The organism is Bradyrhizobium sp. MI1.11 (genome assembly GCF_055811255.1).
In genome coordinates this window covers 188,694-209,067 of the sequence record NZ_JBVVPM010000001.1, presented here as the reverse complement: position 1 = coordinate 209,067, position 20,374 = coordinate 188,694, and the positions used below count along the sequence as shown (strand labels likewise).

18 protein-coding genes are annotated in these 20,374 nt (G+C 64.3%); 12 read left to right on the top strand and 6 right to left on the bottom strand.

The features are described from left to right. Positions 1-10 precede the first annotated feature (10 nt). Entirely contained in the window at positions 11-811 is an 801-nt protein-coding gene (locus AC0L30_RS00940; RefSeq protein WP_007593835.1) for an esterase/lipase family protein, read from the bottom strand. After that, complete coding sequence (locus AC0L30_RS00935; protein WP_007593837.1) at positions 811-1,068, bottom strand: DUF6489 family protein; 258 nt, start codon at positions 1,066-1,068, stop codon at positions 811-813. The genes AC0L30_RS00940 and AC0L30_RS00935 overlap by 1 nt, the downstream gene beginning before the upstream one ends. Positions 1,069-1,372: 304 nt before the next feature. Between AC0L30_RS00935 and AC0L30_RS00930 the strand changes: the two genes are divergently transcribed. The 12 genes from AC0L30_RS00930 (at position 1,373) to AC0L30_RS00875 (ending at position 15,116) form a co-directional block, all read left to right on the top strand. Continuing rightward, complete coding sequence (locus tag AC0L30_RS00930; protein ID WP_219682695.1) at positions 1,373-2,974, top strand: ABC transporter substrate-binding protein; 1,602 nt, start codon at positions 1,373-1,375, stop codon at positions 2,972-2,974. Between the two features lie 101 nt (positions 2,975-3,075). Continuing rightward, positions 3,076-4,056 (top strand): ABC transporter permease, encoded by a 981-nt coding sequence (locus AC0L30_RS00925; protein ID WP_007593842.1) that lies wholly within the window; start codon positions 3,076-3,078, stop codon positions 4,054-4,056. After that, positions 4,057-5,025 carry an ABC transporter permease gene (locus tag AC0L30_RS00920; RefSeq protein ID WP_007593845.1) on the top strand — a complete coding sequence of 323 codons (969 nt, stop codon included), beginning with the start codon at positions 4,057-4,059 and terminating at the stop codon, positions 5,023-5,025. Positions 5,026-5,038: 13 nt separating this feature from the next. Beyond that, positions 5,039-6,025: an ABC transporter ATP-binding protein gene (locus tag AC0L30_RS00915; protein ID WP_007593847.1), complete on the top strand. Its 987-nt coding sequence runs from the start codon at positions 5,039-5,041 to the stop codon at positions 6,023-6,025. After that, complete coding sequence (locus tag AC0L30_RS00910; protein WP_007593849.1) at positions 6,022-7,011, top strand: ABC transporter ATP-binding protein; 990 nt, start codon at positions 6,022-6,024, stop codon at positions 7,009-7,011. Before AC0L30_RS00915 ends, AC0L30_RS00910 begins: the two co-directional genes overlap by 4 nt. Positions 7,012-7,092: 81 nt before the next feature. Continuing rightward, complete coding sequence (locus AC0L30_RS00905) at positions 7,093-8,895, top strand: gamma-glutamyltransferase family protein (protein ID WP_007593857.1); 1,803 nt, start codon at positions 7,093-7,095, stop codon at positions 8,893-8,895. A gap of 9 nt (positions 8,896-8,904) precedes the next feature. Further along, positions 8,905-9,615, top strand: a complete 711-nt coding sequence (locus AC0L30_RS00900; RefSeq protein WP_007593858.1) for a DUF1028 domain-containing protein — start codon at positions 8,905-8,907, stop codon at positions 9,613-9,615. Then, positions 9,612-10,601, top strand: coding sequence for an ABC transporter ATP-binding protein (locus AC0L30_RS00895; RefSeq protein ID WP_007593859.1), 990 nt, complete (start codon positions 9,612-9,614; stop codon positions 10,599-10,601). Before AC0L30_RS00900 ends, AC0L30_RS00895 begins: the two co-directional genes overlap by 4 nt. Beyond that, complete coding sequence (locus tag AC0L30_RS00890; RefSeq protein WP_007593860.1) at positions 10,601-11,701, top strand: ABC transporter ATP-binding protein; 1,101 nt, start codon at positions 10,601-10,603, stop codon at positions 11,699-11,701. Before AC0L30_RS00895 ends, AC0L30_RS00890 begins: the two co-directional genes overlap by 1 nt. Before the next feature lie 23 nt (positions 11,702-11,724). Next, positions 11,725-13,248 (top strand): ABC transporter substrate-binding protein, encoded by a 1,524-nt coding sequence (locus AC0L30_RS00885; protein WP_473403628.1) that lies wholly within the window; start codon positions 11,725-11,727, stop codon positions 13,246-13,248. 31 nt (positions 13,249-13,279) lie between these two features. Next, positions 13,280-14,221, top strand: a complete 942-nt coding sequence (locus tag AC0L30_RS00880; RefSeq protein WP_007593862.1) for an ABC transporter permease — start codon at positions 13,280-13,282, stop codon at positions 14,219-14,221. A 4-nt stretch (positions 14,222-14,225) separates the two neighbouring features. Continuing rightward, positions 14,226-15,116 carry an ABC transporter permease gene (locus AC0L30_RS00875; RefSeq protein WP_007593864.1) on the top strand — a complete coding sequence of 297 codons (891 nt, stop codon included), beginning with the start codon at positions 14,226-14,228 and terminating at the stop codon, positions 15,114-15,116. A gap of 221 nt (positions 15,117-15,337) precedes the next feature. Here AC0L30_RS00875 and cnbZ read toward each other — a convergent pair whose 3' ends face one another. From cnbZ to AC0L30_RS00855, 4 genes are read right to left on the bottom strand one after another with little or no spacing between them, the layout of a single operon-like run. Beyond that, a complete protein-coding gene (gene cnbZ / locus AC0L30_RS00870) occupies positions 15,338-16,084 on the bottom strand; it encodes a 2-amino-5-chloromuconate deaminase CnbZ (RefSeq protein ID WP_007593874.1) in 747 nt (248 codons plus the stop codon). Between the two features lie 9 nt (positions 16,085-16,093). Then, positions 16,094-17,344: an adenylate/guanylate cyclase domain-containing protein gene (locus AC0L30_RS00865; protein ID WP_007593875.1), complete on the bottom strand. Its 1,251-nt coding sequence runs from the start codon at positions 17,342-17,344 to the stop codon at positions 16,094-16,096. After that, positions 17,341-17,730, bottom strand: coding sequence for a response regulator (locus AC0L30_RS00860; protein WP_007593876.1), 390 nt, complete (start codon positions 17,728-17,730; stop codon positions 17,341-17,343). Before AC0L30_RS00860 ends, AC0L30_RS00865 begins: the two co-directional genes overlap by 4 nt. Beyond that, a complete protein-coding gene (locus tag AC0L30_RS00855; RefSeq protein ID WP_007593877.1) occupies positions 17,727-20,324 on the bottom strand; it encodes an ATP-binding protein in 2,598 nt (865 codons plus the stop codon). Before AC0L30_RS00855 ends, AC0L30_RS00860 begins: the two co-directional genes overlap by 4 nt. Positions 20,325-20,374: the final 50 nt, after the last annotated feature.

Sequence of the window (20,374 nt, the reverse complement as noted above, 5' to 3'; positions counted from 1 at the left end):
GCGCTTCTCGTCAGGCCGATACTGCCTGTTCCGGCGGGGCATATGCAACGGCAAACGGCCCTGCCCTGTCAAATGGCCAGAACTCTCCCTCCGGTTGCGCAAGGCGGTCTGCCACTGCCCACAGCGCCGCGGGGTTCACCCCAAGCCCGATATGGCTCGCCAGATGCACCTCGATGTTCTCGGCGCGGTCGGAGGGACGCAGCAGGCAGGTCCGCCAGTTCACGATGCCGTCGGCGCGCGAATAGATCGACGTCGCCGGCACCGGAAGATCGCCCGCGATCGCCTCCCGCAGCTCGGCGAAATCCTCGACACGCTCGCCGGACATCATCTCGTAGAGCCGCGTCGCATTGGTCGCTCGTATGTCATTGGCAAAAGGGCTGCCGAGCGTGATGACATTGCGGACCATGTCGGGCGCCTGCAGCGCGAGATCGCGCGCATGGACGCCGCCCAGACTCCATCCGACCAGGCTGACCTTGCGTCCGCTCGCAGCATGGATTTCGGCGAGACGGGCGCGCAACGAATCCCGCATCCGTCCGAACCCGCCGAAATTACGGCCCATCTGCCAGGCACGTGCCTCATAGCCGAGCTCGCTGAGATAGCGCCGCATCGGCGCCATCGAGAGGTCGCTGGCGAGGAAGCCCGGCAGCGCTAGCACCGGATGGCCATCGCCTTTGGGCGCCCGCATCAGGACCGGCGACAGCAGCAGGCTGGCGTTGAGTTCGAGCAACCCACGGGCTTCGGCGAGCAGCAAAGCAAGGCCGGGCGGACGAAGCCGGCCCAAGGTCTGCGGCCCGTCCGGACCGGGCGGCATTATTTCTTCTTGTCGCCGCTGCGGGTGCCGCCGAGGCCGGCCATGGTGACGAACATGTCCTGAAACCGCTCGGCGAGCTTTGGATCGAAGGTGAACCAGCTCTGGATCAGCGACTCCGGCGAGACCTTGTCGATGTTGCTCAGAACCTGCTGCTGCAGCTTGTCCATCACCGCCGTCTGCATCGGTGCCAGATCCGGCAATCCGATGAACTGGCGGGCCTCGAGGGGGGTGCAATCGATTTCGATGTTAACTTTCATGTCCCCTCCAGATGAGATTCGAGCGGCCGTCCGCAGTATCGCCGCGAGACGGTGTGCAACGCAAGCGACCTGAGGGCGGTGGCAGCCACCGGCTTCCCCGATCGGCGGATATGGTCAATCAAAATCAGCCGCGTCCGCGCCCATCCACCCGTCAATGCCGGTCAGCATTGCTGCACAGCGGTGCAACTTGGCGCGTTCCTTGCTGGAATGGCGCTTGCACGGGTCGAGAACTCTGGGCAACATGGTTCGATCAGCCCCGCCGAACAATCAAAAATGACGGTGCGGGCGAGTGGAGAGGTCAAGAATGTCAGTCGGACGAAGTCTGTTTGCGGCGACGCTCGCCAGTATGCTTGCGTGGGCGGTCTCGCCGGCGTCGAGCCAGACGCTGCGCTACGCCAACCAGGGTGAGCTCAAGTCGCTCGACCCGTACACGCTGAACGAGTCGACCACCAGTGCGCATCTCGGTCATGTCTATGAGGGCCTGGTTGCCCGCGGCAAGGACCTGAAGATCGTCCCGGCACTCGCCGAAAGCTGGGAGACGCCGGAGCCGACACGCTGGCGCTTTCACCTCCGCAAGGACGTCAAATTCCACAACGGCGACCCGTTCACCGCGGACGACGTGGTGTTCTCGGCCGAGCGCGTGCGGGCGAAAGGTTCGAATTTCCAGAGCCGCGTTCCCGCCGATGCCAAGGTGGTCAAGATCGACGATTACACCGTCGATTTCGTCCTGACCTCGCCCAATCCCATCCTGACGGCGCTGTGGGCGACCTGGTACATCATGGACAAGAAATGGGCAGAGGCGAACGATGCGACGGCACCGACGCCTGCCGCCGCGACGACCCCGAGCTACGCCTCGCTCCATGAGAACGGCACCGGCGCCTTCACGATCGAAAGCCATCAGCCGGGCGTGAAGACCGTCTTCAAGGCCAATCCGAACTGGTGGCGCAAGCCGGAACATAATCTGAAGGAGATCGTCTTCACGCCGATCGCCAACCCGGCCACGCGTGTCGCAGCGCTGTTGTCCGGCGAGGTCGACGTGATCGAGCCGGTTCCGGTCCAGGATATCGAGCGCGTGAAAGCGAGTCCGAACGCCACCGTGCTGACGGGGCCCGAGCTCCGCACCATCTTCGTTGGCATGGATCAGGCGCGCGACGAGCTGTTGTACTCCAACGTCAAGGGCAAGAACCCGTTCAAGGACGTTCGCGTCCGCGAAGCTGTCTACCGGGCAATCGATATCGATTTGATCAAGAATCGCGTCATGCGCGGGCTCTCCACACCGTCCGCGCTGATGGTTGCGCCGGAGATCTTTTCGCTGTCGAAGGACTTCACCCGGCCGAAGCTCGATCCTGACGCCGCCAAGAAGCTCCTGGCGGATGCCGGCTATCCTGATGGTTTCGAGGTGACGATGGACTGCCCGAACGATCGCTACGTCAATGACGCCGCGATATGTCAGGCGGTCGTCGGCATGCTCGCCCGCATCAACATCAAGGTAGACCTGCTGGCGCAGCCGAAGGCCCAGTATTTCGCCAAGGTGCTGAAGCCCGGCGGCTACAAGACTTCGCTGTTCATGCTGGGCTGGACCCCGGATACGCTCGACTCCCATAACGTACTGCACGACATCATGGGCTGCCGGGACGATCCCAAGGATCCGAACCGCGGCGAAGCCAATCTCGCCGGCTATTGCAACAAGCAGTTCGACGAGCTCGCCGACAAGGTTCTCGTGGAACCCGATACGGGCAAGCGCGATCTCCTGATCAAGCAGGCCTTCGAGGTCTCGATGAAGGACTGGGCCTATGTCCCGCTGCACCAGCAGGCGCTCGCCTGGGGCGTCTCGAAGAAGGTGAAGTTGACCCAGCGTGCGGACAACATGGTCATGCTCTACTGGGCGACCAAGCAGGACGAGTAGGTGTCGACAAGTTGTGAAGTCCCGGAAGCCCTGGCTTCCGGGACTTGCTATTTCGGGCTAACGCAATGATGCGTGCCACTGAAGAAATGTGAAAGGAACAGATGCTCGCTTTCACACTGCGCCGGGCCATTCAGGCCATTGGTGTCATGATCGCCGTCGGGATCATCTCCTTCTCGATGTTTCGTTTCGCCGGCGATCCCGTGAACCAGATGGTCGGGATGGACACGTCGGGCGCCGAACGTGCCGCGATCCGCAAATCGCTCGGCCTCGACGATCCCGTGATCGTGCAGTTCGGCCGCTATATCGGCAACGCTGCGCAGTTCAAGTTCGGCGTCTCCTACCAATTCCGCCTGCCTGTCAGCAATCTTCTGATGGAGCGGATGCCCGCGACCCTGGAGCTCGCGATCTGCGCCACCATCTTCGCGATGCTCTGTGGCATCCTGATGGGCGTCTATTCGGCGCTTCGCCGCGACAGCTGGCTCACACACGCGTTCCAGGCGATCTCGCTGATCGGCATCTCGCTGCCGACCTTCCTGATCGGCATTCTCATGATTTACCTGTTCTCGGTGACGCTCGGCTGGCTGCCCTCGTTCGGGCGCGGCGACGTCGTGCATATCGGCTGGTGGACGACGGGTCTGCTGACGCTGTCCGGACTGAAGGCGCTGATCATGCCCTCGATCACGCTGGGCTTGTTCCAGATGACGCTGATCATGCGCCTGGTCCGCACCGAGATGCTCGAAGTCATGCGCACCGACTACATCCGCTTCGCCCGTGCCCGCGGCCTCACCACCCGCGCCATCCATTACGGACATGCGCTGCGCAACACGCTGATCCCCGTCATCACGGTGGCCGGCCTGCAATTTGGCTCGGTAATTGCATTTGCGATCATCACCGAGACCGTGTTCCAGTGGCCCGGCATGGGGTTGCTGTTCGTGCAGGCCGTGCAGAATGTCGATATCCCGATCATGGCCGCCTATCTGATGATGGTGTCCCTGATCTTCGTCACCATCAATCTCGTGGTTGATATCCTCTACACCATCGTCGATCCGCGGCTGCGCTCGACGATCAGCCGGGCACATTGAATGAGCGAAGCCGTCGTCCCGCACAAGGTCGAAGAACGCGGCCCGCGCGCCGACGCGCCGGGTTGGTTCAAACGCGCGCTCGACAGCGACCTGTTCTATTCATTTCGCCGCTCCAAGATCACCATGGTCGCAGCGGCGGTGACGCTGCTGTTCTTCCTGGTCGCGATCCTCGCCTCGGTGCTGTCGGTCCAGAATCCCTTCGACCCGGCGCAGCTCCAGCTGATGAACTCGCGCATTTCGCCATTATGGACCTCCGACGGCCAGAGCCCGTTCCTGCTCGGCACCGACGAACAAGGCCGGGACGTATTGTCCGCGATCCTTTACGGCATGCGCATCTCGCTTCTCGTCGGCGTGCTCGGCGTCGTCTTCTCCGGCGCGATCGGCATCCTGCTCGGGCTGACGGCCGGCTATTTCGGCGGTGCCGTCGACGGGCTGATCATGCGCATCGCCGACGTGCAGCTTTCATTTCCGGCGATCCTGATCGCGCTGCTGATCAACGGCATCGCCAAATCGGTCTTCGGCAACAAGCTCGACGAGATGAGCATGCTGGCTGTCCTGGTCTTCGCGATCGGGTTGAGCTTTTGGGTGCAATATGCCCGCACCGTGCGCGGCTCCGTCATGGTCGAGAAGAACAAGGACTATGTCGCCGCCGCCCAGCTCATTGGCCTGCCCGCCCCGGTGATCATGTTGCGCCACGTGCTGCCGAACACGATGGGGCCGATTCTCGTCATCGCCACCATCAATCTCGCGCTCGCTATCATCACCGAGGCGACGCTGTCGTTCCTCGGCTCGGGGATGCCCGAGACCATGCCATCGCTGGGCACGCTGATCCGCATCGGCAACAACTATCTGTTCGCGGGCGAATGGTGGATCGTCGCCTTCCCTGGAATCGCACTCGCGGCGCTGATCCTGTCGATCAACCTGCTCGGCGACTGGCTGCGTGACGCGCTTAACCCGAAACTCCGATGAGTATGCAGCGTTCATGACCGAGCCCGTTCTCTCCGTTCGTAATCTTCAGGTCGAGTTCGCCTCCCGCCGGGGCACGCTGCGCGCGATCGACAGTGTCTCCTTCGATATCGCCAAAGGCGAGGTGCTCGGTGTTGTCGGCGAGTCCGGCGCCGGCAAATCGGTCACCGGACTCGCGGTCATTGGCCTGATCGATTCCCCGGGCCGCATCTCGGGCGGCGAGATCCGCCTCTCCGGCCTGCGCATCGACAATCTGCCGCCGGAAGAGATGCGCCGCGTGCGCGGAAAACGTATCGGCATGATCTTCCAGGACCCCCTCACCTCGCTCAATCCGCTGTACAAGATCGGCGACCAGCTCATCGAGACGATCAGAACCCATCTGAACCTGTCCGAGACCGCCGCCCGCCGGCGAGCCATCGACCTGCTCGCCGAAGTCGGCATTCCGGCTCCGGAAAAGCGCATCGACGGCTATCCGCACGAATTCTCCGGCGGCATGCGCCAGCGCGTTGTGATTGCGCTCGCGATCTGCGCCGAACCGGAGCTGATCATCGCCGACGAGCCGACCACCGCGCTCGACGTCTCCGTACAGGCGCAGATCATTTCTCTGATCAAGCGGCTCGGCCGCGACCACGGCACCGCGGTGATGCTGGTGACCCACGACATGGGCGTGATCGCCGAGACCTCCGACCGGGTCGCGGTGATGTATGCCGGCCGCGTCGCCGAGATCGGTCCGGTGCAGGACGTGGTCAGGGACCCGCTGCACCCCTACGCCAAGGGCCTGATGGGCGCGATCCCGACCCTTGCCGGCGACGACAAGCGTCTGGTGCAGATCCCCGGCTCCATGCCGCGCCTGTCGGCGATCCCGCGCGGCTGTTCGTTCAATCCGCGCTGCGCATTCGCATTCGACCGATGTCGCGTGGAGAGGCCGGAGCCGCTGCCGCGCGGCGCGCAATCGGTCGCCTGCCACCTCTATGACAGCGTGCCGGCGGAGAGCGCGGCATGAGCACTCCCTTCGTCCAGGCCTCGAATCTGCGCCGCGTCTTCGACGTCTCGAAGCCCTGGCTCAACCGCATGCTCGAAGGCGGGCAGCTCGAATATCTCAAGGCCGTCGACGGCGTCACCTTCGACATCAGGAAGGGCGAGACCTTTGCACTGGTCGGCGAATCCGGCTCGGGCAAGACTACGGTAGCGCGGATGGTCGTCGGCTTGCTGCCGCCAAGCTCCGGCAACGTCTTGATCGACGGCATCTCGATGACCGATCCGCGGCAGGCCCAGGCGCGGCGGAAATTGCGCCGCCGCATCCAGATGATCTTTCAGGATCCCTATGCGAGCCTGAACCCACGCTTCCGGGTCGACGCCATCATCTCCGAGCCGATACGCGCTTTCGACCTGATCGAGGGCGAGCGCGACATCCAGGCACGTGTCGGAGAGCTCCTCACCCTCGTCGGCCTGCATCCCGACGACAGGTTGAAATTTCCGCACGAATTCTCGGGCGGCCAGCGTCAGCGCATCGCGATCGCTCGCGCGCTCGCCTCCGACGCGGAGTTCATCGTCTGCGACGAGCCGACCTCCGCGCTCGACGTCTCCGTGCAGGCGCAGATCCTGAACCTGATGCGCGACCTCCAGGACAAGTTCGGCCTGACCTACATGTTCATCAGCCACAACCTCGCCGTGGTCCGCCACATGGCGAGCCGCGTCGGCGTGATGTATCTCGGCCGCATCGTCGAGATCGCGGAAGGGCGCGAGCTGTTTGCCCGTCCGCGCATGCCCTACACCAAGATGCTGCTCGGCGCCGTGCCCGATCTTGCCATGAGCGGCCGCCAGCGCATTCCCGTGAAGGGCGAGATCCCGAACCCGATCAATCCGCCGTCCGGGTGCGCCTTCAATCCGCGCTGCCCGCTGGCGTTCGATCTCTGCCGCAAGGAGGCGCCGAGCCTGATCAACGGCGTCGCCTGCCATGCGGTCAACACCGCGCCGATACCGGCGTGACGCGCGCGTGCCATGCAGCCTGCGCATTTGGCGACGGCCTGGCCCTGTGATCAATTGCGCGCGCCGCAAATGAGGTAGTCCATGGCCAGCATCGTCAATCCCGATCCGTTCACGACACGCCCCGAGATCGAAGGCACCTTCGGGGTCGTCGCGACCACGCACTGGATCGCGACCGCTATCGGCATGGCCATCCTGGAAAAGGGCGGCAATGCCTTTGACGCCGGCGTCGCCACCGCTTTCACGCTCCAGGTGGTCGAGCCGCATCTGAACGGCCCCGGCGGCGACGTTCCGATCATCGTGCACGACGTGAAACGCGGTCGCACCGAGGTGATCTGCGGCCAAGGTCCGGCACCGGCCCGCGCCACCATCGCGCATTACAAGAGCGAAGGCCTCGACATGGTGCCCGGCACCGGCCTGCTCGCGGCCTGCGTCCCCGGCACCTTCGAATCCTGGATGATGCTGCTGCGTGACTACGGCACGATGCGCGTGCGCGACGTGCTGGAGCCCGCGATCTCCTATGCGCGCGACGGCTATCCGCTGGTTGAGCGCGCCTGCGCCACGATCCAGACCGTCGAGCAATTATTCCGCACGCACTGGCCGACATCAGCCGCCGTCTATCTCCCGAACGGCGAAGTGCCAACACCGGGAACGCTCTTCACCAACAAGACACTTGCGGCGACCTACGCACGGATCCTGAGCGAAGCCGAAAGCGGCGGCGGTCGGGACGCCGAGATCGAGCGTGCACGCAAGGCCTGGTCGCAAGGCTTTGTCGCGGAAGCCATCGACAAATTCTGCCGGACGCAGGAGGTGATGGACGTCAGCGGCTCGCCGCATCGCGGTGTGCTGTCGGCCGATGATATGGCGCGGTGGCAGCCGACGGTCGAGGCCCCGCTCACCTACGATTATGGCCGCTACACCGTCTGCAAGGCCGGAGTCTGGAGCCAGGGGCCGGTGACGCTGCAGCAGCTCGCGCTGCTGAAGGGCTTTGCGCTCGATGGGCTCGACCCGACCGGGCCGGAATTCATCCATCTCCAGATCGAATGCGCCAAGCTCGCCTTCGCCGACCGCGAAAAATTCTACGGCGATCCCAAGTTCAGCGAGATCCCGATCGGAACGCTGCTGTCGGATGCCTACAACAACGAGCGCCGCAAGCTCGTCACCGACGAGGCCTCGCTCGATCTCCGGCCCGGTGCGATCGAGGGCTTTGGCGGCGTGGTCAAGCTGCGCCGCGCCGAAGGCCAACGCGAGGCCGTCGGCGCGCTCGGCGCCGGTGAACCGACGGTGGGCCGCTTCGGCGAGGTGCGCGGCGACACCGTGCATTTCGACATTATCGACAAGGCCGGCAACATGGTGTCGTCGACGCCGTCGGGAGGCTGGCTGCAATCCTCACCTGTCATTCCCGAGCTGGGTTTCTGTCTCGGCAGCCGCGCACAAATGTTCGATTTGGAGGAGAACCAACCGAGCTCGCTCGCGCCGGGCAAGCGGCCGCGCACCACGCTGTCGCCGAGCATGGCGCTGCGCGATGGCGAGCCGTATCTCGCCTGGGGCTCGCCGGGCGGCGACCAGCAGGATCAATGGATCACGCAGTTTTTCCTGCGGCACGTCCATTGCAACCTCAATCTCCAGGAGGCGATCGACGCCCCGGCCTGGCATTCCGAACATTTCCCGATCTCGTTCTGGCCCCGCACCGCGCGCCCCGGCGTGCTCGTGGTCGAGAACCGCGTGCCGAAGGCGACGATCGAGAATCTTCGCGAACGCGGACATATCGTCGAGGTCGGTCCCGACTGGTCGGAAGGCCGCCTCACCGCGGCTTCGCGCGTCGGTCCGCGCCGCCGGGCTGCCGCCAATCCGCGCGGCATGCAGGGCTACGCCGCAGGGCGCTAGAGGCAGCACATGACCTGGTCGATCATCGCGCGCGATTCTGCTACCGGCCAGTTCGGCATCGCCGTTGCCACGCGCTTCTTCGCCGTCGGCGCGCGCGTGCCTTATATCGCCGCCGGCCTCGGCGCCATCGCGACGCAGGCCTTCGTCAATCCCTATTACGGCATCGACGGCGTCAAGCTTTTGCGCGAAGGCCTCAACGCACATGATGTTCTCGCCAGCCTGCTCGCAACCGATGACGGCCGCGAGAGCCGCCAGATCCACATCATGGACGCCAGCGGCGCGATCGCCGCGCATACCGGGCGCGATTGCGTCGACTGGTGCGGCCACATAGCCGGCAGCGGCTTCTCCATCGCCGGCAACATGCTTGCCGGCGCCGACGTGCTCGACGAGACCGCAAAAACCTATATCGCCAATGACAGCCTGCCCTTCCCGCGCCGCCTGCTCGCCGCGATGCGCGCGGGCGAGGCCGCCGGCGGCGACAAGCGCGGCAAGCAATCCGCTGCGCTCCTGATCCACGGCGAGGAGGAATGGCCGGCATTGGACCTGCGCGCCGACGATCATCCCGATCCGCTCGGTGAGCTCGAGCGGCTCGAACGGGTCAGCCACGAGCTCTGGGTACACTTCCGCGCCTCCATGCCGACGCGGCAAAACCCAGCCGGCAACACCGATCGCAGTGTCATCGACGCGAGCATCGCCGCAGCGCGCGCAAAACGATCATGAACCCGAGCCCGCTCATCGAGATCAGCGATCTGCGCATTCGTTTTCACGGCGACGACGGCCGCGTCACCCATGCGGTCGACAGTGTCGATCTCAGCGTCGCCAATGGCGCGACACTCGGCCTCGTCGGCGAATCCGGCTGCGGCAAGAGCGTGACGTCGCTGGCGATCATGGGCCTGCTGCCGAAGCAGAGCGCAGAAATCTCCGGCGCGATCCGCTTCGACGGTTTCGACCTGCTTAAGACGTCGGACCAGACGCTGCGCGACCTTCGCGGCAACCGGCTCGCCATGATCTTTCAGGAGCCGATGACCTCGCTCAATCCGAGCTTCACGATTGGCGACCAGATCGTCGAGACGATTTTGCGCCACCGCGGCGGCTCGCGCAGGAGTGCGCGCGAGCGGGCGATCGATCTGTTGCGTCGCGTCCACATCCCCTCGCCCGAGCGGCGGATCGACGAATATCCGCACAAGCTCTCCGGCGGCATGCGCCAGCGCGTCATGATCGCGATGGCGCTGGCCTGCGACCCGCGGCTGCTGATCGCGGACGAGCCGACTACCGCGCTCGATGTCACCCTGCAGGCGCAGATCCTGGAGCTGATGCGCGAGTTGAAGGCGGCGAGCGGCGCCGCCATCATCCTGATCACCCACGATCTCGGCGTCGTCGCCGAAGTCTGCGACGAGGTCGCGGTAATGTATGCCGGTGAGATCGTCGAGCGCGCGGCGGTGGACGAGCTGTTCTCGGCGCCGCAACATCCCTACACCGTCGGCCTGCTAGGCTCGATCCCGCGGCTCGATCATCGCGCCGAACAGCTTGCCACGATCGAGGGCATGGTTCCGAACATGGCGCAGCCGCCCGCCGGCTGCCGTTTCGCCGCGCGCTGCCCCTTCGTGCTGGACGCCTGCACCAAGGCGCCGCCGCGGCTGGTCGAAATCAGTCCCGGCCACCTCTCGCGCTGCATCCGCGCGCCGCTCGAACGTCTGGTGTCGTGATGGCGCTGCTCAAGGTCGATGGCCTGGTCAAGCATTTCGTCGCCGAGCGTTCGCTGTTTGGAAGGGCGCTGGCGCATGTCAACGCCGTTGATGGCGTTTCCTTCTCGCTCGATGCCGGCAAGACGCTGGCGCTGGTGGGTGAGTCCGGCTGCGGCAAATCCACCGTCAGCCGCCTGGTGCTGCGGCTGATCGAGCCGGATGCAGGCACGATCCATTTCGAAGGCCGCGATCTGCTCTCGCTCGACGCCGGCGCGCTGCGCGCCTTTCGCCGCGAGGCGCAGATCATCTTCCAGGATCCCTACGCCTCGCTCAATCCGCGCATGACCGTCGGCCAGATCCTGACCGAGCCGCTGGCGCTGCACAACCTGGTGCCGCCCGCCCGGCGCCGCGAACGCGTCGAGGAGATCCTGCGGCTGGTCGGGCTGGAGCCGCGGCTGGCGCGGCGTTACCCGCACGAATTCTCCGGCGGCCAGCGCCAGCGCATCGCCATCGCCCGCGCGCTCGCGGTCGAGCCGAAACTGATCATCTGCGATGAGCCGGTTTCGGCGCTCGACGTCTCGATCCGCTCGCAGATCCTCAATCTGCTGCGCGAACTCCAGGATCGGCTTGGGCTGGCCTACATTTTCGTCTCGCACGACCTCGCCGTGGTCAAGCACATCGCCGACCACGTGGCGGTGATGAATCTCGGCCAGATCGTCGAGACGGCGGCGGCGGACGCGCTGTTCGCCGCACCGCGTCATCCCTATAGCCGGGCCCTAATGTCCGCGATTCCCGTGCCTAAACCGCGGGCAAAGCGCAGCCGGATTGTGCTGCAGGGAGAGATCCCCAGCGCGCTCAATCCGCCGCCGGGATGCCGCTTCCACACCCGCTGCCCCTACGTGGTCGACCGTTGCCGCAGCGAAATGCCTCAGCTCGTGCCGGATGGCATCGGACATGCAACGGCATGCCACCGAACGTCGGAACTGCCGTCGTCCGAGGCAATCGTCCCAACGGACGGCGGCTTCTCCCCGGTTCTCGAAAAATTGGTCGCCGCTTTCAGCGGCGGCCCGGAAGCAGTCCGCGGCAGCGGGGTTAGTTCATTGGGGACGAACCCGGCATAGCCGTAAAACAGAGGTTGAGAGCGATGAGTCCTATGCGTTTGGCACTCCTGGCGTCGGCATTGCTGACGTCGCTCGTAGGCGCGGCCCAACTCCAGGCCCAGGCCCAGACCACGCTTCGCATCGGCATCGGCGAAGACCCTGATATCCTCGACCCCAGCATCGGCCGTACCTATGTCGGGCGCATCGTATTCTCCGCCTTCTGCGACAAGCTGTTCGACATCGACGAGAAGCTCAACATCGTGCCGCAGCTCGCGTTGTCCCATGAGACCTCGGCCGACGGCAAGGAGATGACCATCAAGCTCCGGCCGAACGTGAAATTCCACGACGGCGAACCGCTCGACGCGGAAGCGGCAAAATTCTCGATCGAGCGTCACATGACGCTGCCGGGTTCGTTCCGCAAGTCCGAGCTCGCCAGCGTCGACCATGTCGAGGTGGTCGATCCCCTGACCATCAAGCTGGTGCTCAAGACGCCTTACTCCCCGTTGATCGCCCAGCTGACCGACCGCTCCGGCATGATGGTGTCGCCGAAGGCCGCCAAGGAGGCCGGCGACAAGTTCGGCCTGCATCCGGTCTGCGCCGGTCCCTACAAATTCGTCGAGCGCGTGCAGCAGGACCGCATGGTGTTCGAGAGATTCGCCGAATACTGGAACAAGGACAACATCCATATCGACCGCGTGGTGTTCCTGCCGATCGTGGATGCCACGGTGCGCCTTGCCAACCTGAAGTCCGGCGGGCTCGATCTGATCGAGCGCGTGCTCGCCACCGACATCAAGGACGTCCGCGCCGACCCCAAGCTCGTGCTGTCAACGGCGCCTGAGCTGGGCTATCTCGGCCTGACCATCAATATTGGCAATGACAAGGCCAAGGGGCCGCTGAGCCAATCGGCGAAAGTCCGTCAGGCGCTCGATCTGTCGATCGATCGCGAGGCGATCAACCAGGTCGTGTTCAACGGCGAGTTCACCCCCGGCAATCAATGGGTCAGCCCGACGCATCCCTATTACCAGAAGGCATTCCCCCTTCATGGTCGCGACATCGCTAAAGCGAAGGCGCTGTTGAAGGAGGCTGGCGTCAGCCTGCCCGTCACGGTCGACTACATGGTGCCGAAGGGGACCGAGTACGAGGCCGTCGCTCAGGTCGTGCAGTCCATGGCGGCCGAAGCAGGTTTCGACATCAAGGTCCGCGTCGTCGAATTCGCGACCACCTTCAAGCAGGCCCAGGCCGGCGAGTTCCAGATCTTCCAGATCAACTGGAGCGGTCGCATCGATCCCGACGGCAACTCCTATATCTTCATGCGCAGCAAGGCACCGCAGAACGATGGCGTCTATTCGAATCCGGAGGCCGACAAGCTGATGGAAGAAGGAAGGCTGACCGCCAATGTCGCGGAGCGCAAAGCGATCTACGAGAAGATGACCAAGATCCTGCTCGACGATTTGCCGATCATCTACATCTACCACCGCACGCTTCTGATTGCGCACACGACCAAGCTCCAGGGATACAGGCAGATGCCCGACGGGCTGGTGCGCGTGGTCGGGCTGAAGTTCAAGTGAGCGTGGCATCGCCCGACAACCGGCCGGCGCCATGCTGAACTTCCTCGCCCGCCGCATTGTGCAGATCGTGCCGACACTGTTCTTCGTGTCGCTGCTGATCTTCTCGCTCCAGCAATTGCTGCCGGGGGATCCCGCGCTGGTGATGGCCGGCGAGGAGCGCGATCCCGCGGCAATCGAACAGATCCGCCATCAATACCGGCTCGATCAGCCGATCCCCGTACAGTACGTCTATTGGCTTAAGGGCGTTCTATCAGGCAATTTCGGTGAATCGCTGCGCAACAAGATGCCGGTACGCGAGCTGATCGCGCAGAAGCTGCCGGTGACGCTCCAGCTCGGCTCGATGGCAATGTTGATCGCGCTCCTGATCGGCATTCCCGCCGGCATCGTCTCCGCCGTGAAAAGGGGCACCGTCTGGGACTATGGCGCCAATTTGTTCGCGCTGTGGGGCATCTCGACGCCGAATTTCTGGCTCGGCATCATGCTGATCTTCCTGTTCTCGATCGAGCTCGGCTGGCTGCCGGCGTCCGGCTACGTGCCGCTGACCGAGAACTGGCGCGCGAGCCTCGCCGCCACCATCATGCCGGCCTTCGTGCTCGGCAACGCGATTTCCGCGGTCCTGATGCGGCACACCCGGAGCGCCATGCTGCAGGTGCTGGAAAGCGACTATGTCCGCACCGCGCGCGCCAAGGGATTGTCCGAACGCTCGGTCATCCTCAAGCACGCCATGCGCAACGCACTCACGCCGATCATCACACTCGGCGCGCTCGAGCTCGGCACGCTGTTGTCGGGGGCGGTTCTGACCGAGCAGATCTTCTCCATTCCCGGCTTCGGCAAACTGATCGTGGACGCCGTATTCAACCGCGACTACGCGGTCGTACAGGGCGTCGTGCTGGTGACGGCGACGGTCTACATTACCCTCAATCTCGTTGCCGATGTCGCCTACATCCTCGTCAATCCGCGGCTGCGGGGCTAGACTCATGACCGATGCCGCCCTGCCCGCCGCCGCTCCTATCGCGCAAGCTGACGAGCTGGACAGCCCGGCGCGTCGCGCCCGGCGGCGCTTGTTCAAACGCAAGGCCGCAGTATTCGGACTTGTCATGATCACCTTGTTCGTCGGCTTCGCGCTGCTCGCGCCGTTCGTCGTGCCCTACGATCCGATCGCGACGAGCTGGGGCCTCGTCCGCAAGCCGCCCACCGCGGCACACTGGTTCGGCACCGACGAGCTCGGTCGCGACATCCTGAGCCGCGTCGTCTACGGCGCGCGCGCGTCCCTGCTCGCGGGCCTCATCTCGGTCGCGATCGCGCTGGGCGTCGGCGTTCCGCTCGGCCTGCTCGCCGGCTATCGCGGCGGCTTCGTCGATGCGCTGATCAGCCGGATGACCGACGCGATGCTGGCCTGCCCATTCCTGATCCTGGCGATCGCGCTCGCCGCATTCCTCGGTCCGAGCCTCGGCAATGCCATGATCGCGATCGGCATCTCGGCAACCCCGATCTTCATCCGCCTGACCCGCGGCCAGGTGTTGAACGTCAAGGCCGAGGACTATGTCGAGGCGGCGCGCGCGCTCGGCAACCCGCCGTGGCGGATCGCGTTTTCGCACATCCTGCCGAACATCCTGCCGGCGCTGCTGGTGCAGGCGACGCTATCGATTGCCGCCGCCATCATCGCCGAAGCCGCGCTGTCCTTCCTTGGCCTCGGCCAGCAGCCGCCGGCGCCGTCCTGGGGCAGCATGCTCAACGCAGCGCAGCGTTTCCTGACCCAGGCGCCCTGGATGGCGATCTGGCCGGGGCTTGCGATCTTCCTCGTGGTGCTGTCGCTGAACCTGCTCGGCGACGGCCTACGTGACGCGCTCGATCCAAGGCAGCGTTAGAGCGGAATGAGAATAGGTTGAATTAAGCGGCCCCGGGCTTGGTGCACCTCTCCCGCTTGCAAGCGGGAGAGGCCGGCGCAATGCGCCGGGTGAGGGCTCTCTCCTCTTGGGGGTTCTCGATTGCGGAAATACCCTCTCCCCAACCCTCCCCCGCAAGCGGGGAGGGAGCACACCTCCCCCGTTGCAGCAAACGAGCCTGATCTCACCGGTCCTTAGTCTAGCTAGATCACGACCTCGCGCATCACACGGCGGCAATCCATCTCGTATTCGAGATCGACCACCGGCGGCCGGGCATAGTGCCAGGTCAGGCCGGACCGCAACGCCCCGCGGCGGACGAGCTCGTCGACCAGCGTGTGGTGGAAGTCGTGCACGGAATAGGCCTGCACGCTGGTCGTGTCCTTCCAACCGAAGCCGAAGGCCGTCATCCTGTTCTCCATCTGGGACGTCGTCGTGAAGCGCACCTTCTCGCGAAGGCCTTCCAAGCTGAGGTCGCGGTAGCGCACGGTGCGCTCGACATAGGTCCCACTGCCCTCGCGCGCCTCGGCGCCGCCGGAAATCACGAAGCTCGGCGTCTTCGAGCCTGTCGGCCGCGTGAAGGAGAACGCATAGAACGACGGCTTGGCCGGTGGATCGATCTCGGGACAGACATTGCTGCGCGCGACCGGATTGGTGGTGCCGTCGAAGATGCCCCATTCGGACAGCGTCTTCACATAGTGCAGGTTGAACGCGCGAAAGCCTTCCTCGCTGAAGGCCGCGGGCGAGCGCAGTTCGCAGGCGCAGAACGCCGTCAGCGGCCGCCCCGCCGCCTGAATATACTTCGCGGCAAGCGCAAACCCTTCCGCGAGCGGCACCAGCCGGTCGAAGCGGACGCGCTCGATCTCATAGCCATCGTCAGCGGCCGCACCGGCCGAGTACTGGAATACGGACGGAATGAAACGGTAGTTTCCGGCGCTAAATTCACCAACCATGTCGGACTACTATTCCAGTTGCATGCGAATGCCCTTGTCGCCGTTAAGCAGGCGCTTCAGGTGAAAGCCGGCCAGGGAATCGTCGGCATGCATGCCGACGAGTGCGGCGAAGGCCGGCATGGCGGCGGCATCACCGGCCTCCATCTTGGCAAAAGCCTTGGAATACAGCGCCGTTTCCGGCGCAGCGAATTGGGCCGGAGCCAGCGGCTCGAACGCGCGCAACGGTTCGCTGCGTCCACGCAGCATCAGCTCGCCGACGGGACGACCTCGAAAATTCTCAGCCGTCTCGGCGATGCCGTCACTGACGCAAATCCGCGTGCCCAGATGCTTGTTCGCGGCTTCCAGCCGTGCCGCGATGTTGATGGAATCTCCATACGCGGTGTAGTCGAAAAACCGGTTGCCGCCAAAATTTCCGACCAGTGCCGGCCCGGCGTGGATGCCGATACGGGTGGTGCCGAAATTCACGCCTCTCACCTTCCAGCGCGCGGAAAAATCCTCGGCCCAGGCGTCGAGATCATGTGCGCAGGCGACCGCGCGGGTCGCATAATCGGGCTGATCGCCGGGTGCGTTGAAGAGCACCTGGATCGCATCGCCGATGATCTTGGCGACAGTCCCCTCGTGCGCGAAGACGACCTCGGTCATGCCGCCGACATACTCGTTGAGAAGCGCGCCCAGCGTCTCCGGAGGCGCACTCTCGACCAGCGAGGTGAAGCCGGTAATGTCCGTGAAGATGGTCGCGACATCGCGCCACTGCACTTCGATTCCCTCGCTCTCACCGCTGGCCGCCAGACGCTTGGCGAGCTCGGGCGAGAAATGACGCGAGAGCGCGGCATGGGCGCGCTCCGCCTCCGCCTGGCGGCCTCGCACCTCACGCAGCATTTCGATGTGGCGGATGGTCTTCTGGATCGTCATCTCGAGGTCGGCGAAGTCGATCGGTTTGGTCAGGAAGTCGAACGCACCGCGGTTCATCGCAGTGCGGATATTGCTCATGTCGCCATAGGCCGACACGATGATGGTGGACTTCTTGTCTTCGGCTTCCTGGAGTTTCGCCAGCAGCGACAGCCCGTCCATCCTGGGCATGTTGATGTCGGAGACCACCATGTCGACATGGGGGTTCTGCTCGAGCGACTGCAGCGCTTCGAGGCCGTCGCGCGCGAACATGATGGTCACCGACCCATCGCGAATCTGCCTGCGGAATTTTTGCAGGACCAACGCCTCGAGATCCGGCTCGTCGTCGACGAAGAGGATGGTCGCGGTCATGCGGCTTGCCCGAGCCTCGTGTCGATTTCCTGCCGCAGCAGCGCGAAATCGATCGGCTTGGTGAGAAGTCCGACTGCGCCGCGCTCGATAGCCTTCCGGCGCGTCTCGGCGTCGCCATAGGCGGTGATCATGATGACGGGAACGTCCGGATGCGCAAGACGCACCTTCGGCAGCATGTCGAGTCCGCTCATGCCGGGCATGTTGATGTCGGACAGGATCAGGATCAACGACGGATCGCGAACCTCGGCAGCGAGCTTCAGCGCATCGGGCGCGGACGGCGCGAATTCCATCTGGAAGCGGCCGGCGCGCAAATCGCGCCGGAACTGCTGCCGGAACAGCGCCTCGACGTCGGGCTCGTCATCGACGACCAGGATGTAAACGTTCAAGTCTTGCCTCCGGAAGTGTCGCCCGCCGCCATCATGCGCGGCAGGGTGATGATGAACTCGGTGAATACGCCGGGCTCGGTGTTCACGTCGATCGTGCCGCCGTGCTGATTCACGACGATGTCATGGCTCATGGAAAGGCCAAGGCCGGTGCCCTCGCCGGCCGGCTTGGTGGTGAAGAAGGGATTGAACATCTTCTCCTTCACATCGGAAGGGATCCCGGTGCCGTTGTCGCGAATGCGGATCTCGACCCTCTCGCCGAGAGTTTTGGTAGCCGCGCGTAGCGTGGGCTCGAAGGCGCCTGCGTCGCTCTCCTTGCGCTTGGCGGTGGCGTAGAAGCCGTTCGAGATCAGATTGAGGAAGACGCGCGTGATTTCCTGCGGATAGATATCGACCATGCCTGCGGCGGGGTCGAAGCCGCGCTCGATCGTGACATTGAAGCCGGGCCGTTCGGCACGTGCGCCGTGATAGGCGAGATTAAGGCTCTCCTCCAGGATCGCATTGATATCGCTGGGGCGATGCTCGCCGGAGCCCTCGCGCGAATGCAGCAGCATGTTCCTGACGATGGAATCGGCGCGCTTGCCATGCTGCACCACTTTTTCGAGGTTGCTCTTGAGCATGCCGGTCAGCTCCTCGACCTCCTCCTTCGTCTTGCCGTCGAGCGAGGCCGCTTGCAAGGCCTCGTTGAGCTCGTCGATCAGCTCGGTCGACACCGCCGAGAAATTGTTGACGAAATTGAGCGGATTCTTGATCTCGTGCGCGATCCCCGCCGTGAGCTGGCCGAGGGACGCGAGCTTCTCGGTCTGGATCAGGCGGTCCTGCGCGGTACGAAGATCGTCGAGGGATTGCGACAGCTCCGTCGTACGCTTGCGCAACTCGTTCAGAAGCCGCGTATTCTCGATTGCGATGACGGCTTGCTTCGTGAAGTTCTCAACCAACGCGATTTGCTTGTCGGTGAACGGCCGGACCTCTTTGCGATAGACCGCGACGGTTCCGATCAGCTCGCTGTCCCTCATCATGGGCACGATGACGATCGTGCGGGCGCCGGCGACGTCGGAGATTCCACGAATGGTCGGCCCCCCGGCAAGATACGCCGGAGTTTGTTGCACATCGTGCACGTGAACAACCTGACGTGTCCTGACGACCTCAGCAAGCGCGCTCTCCGGATGCGGACGGATTGCCATATCTTTCCGCGAAGCCGCGAACGCGGGCGGCACATTGTAATCCGCAGCAATCGTGAAACTCTCGCTGTCCCACAAATTCATCACGCCGAAACTCGCGCCACAGACGCGTGTGGCATTCTCGAGCATCTTGTGGAACACCGGCGCGAGTTCGCCCGGAGACGAGCTGATGACCTGCAACACTTCCGACGTAGCCGTTTGTTGCTCGAGCGACTCGGTCAACTCGGCCGTTCTCACCTCGACCTTCTTCTCCAGGTCCGCATAGGATTCCTGCAGACGCTCGCCCATGTCGTTGAACTGGTCCGCGAGCCCCTCCAGCTCGTCTCCGGTTCGGATCGAGATGCGCTGGGAGAAATCGCCGCTGCCGATGCGCTCGGCGCCGCGCCGCAGCGCCTGGATCGGCCCGACCATGCGGCGCGCCAGGAATATCCCGGCAAGCACCGCGAAGATCGACGCCGCGAGCAGCACGAATGCAAGCCGTTCCAACGCGGCATAGAGCGCCGCATAGGCTTCCTCGACCGGGAGCTCGACGAACATGGTCCAGTGCAGCGGCGCAATCGGCGCCGACGCGGTCAGCACCTTCTGTCCTTGGAGATTGCGCGCTTCGGAAAGCGCGTCGAATGCGGCGCTGCCTCCGAGAAGCGCGGCACGCACCTGGGTGAGACCTGACATGTCGGTGTTGCGCAGGACCAGGCTGATATCGGGGTGCGCGATCAGGCGTCCCTCCGGACCGACCACGTAGGCGTGTCCGTGCTCGCCGACCTTGATCTGGGATACCACGTCCCAGATCAGCTTGAGATTGACCTCCGCGATACTGACGCCGGCATCCTTGCGCGACCCGGCCTGCGCCAGGGTCATGTACGGCTCGGATTCCCTGCGGAAATAGACCGGACCGTAAAAAACCTTGTGCGCGACCGCCTCGGTAAACTTCGGATCGTCCGACAGGTCGATGCCGCTGTCGATCGCGTCCATGGCGAGCCGCGAGACCCGCAGCCGCTCCCTGCCGGTCGCATCGACCTGGGCGAGCTCGGTAACCGCGGGGACCTGGCGCAGCAGCCGCAGCGCATCGAAGCGGCGCTGCTCGATCGAACCCGCCGACCAGGGCAGCTGCGTGGTCCAGCCGAGCTGGCTCTCGATCTCCTTGACGAACTGACCAATCTTGGCCGCGGCTGCCTCGGCCTGTTCATGCTGGACCCGGATCAGCGCGGCCTTGTGCTCGCGATAATAGAAGAGGACCTCGAACAGTCCGTTGGCCAGCAGCGCGATCGCGACGACAGCCACGAACAGCGCCACATATTTCGTGAAGAGCCGGCTCCTGATCCCCTGCCCTGGCGTCGTGCCCGACGCGACGGCAACCGGCGCCGCGCTTGGCAGCGTCCTGGCTTGCGGGGTGTCAGGGTGGAGGGAAAGGCTCATCCCGCCGAACCTAGCAAGAAGACGGGACCTTGTCTCTCGCGAGCGGGGAA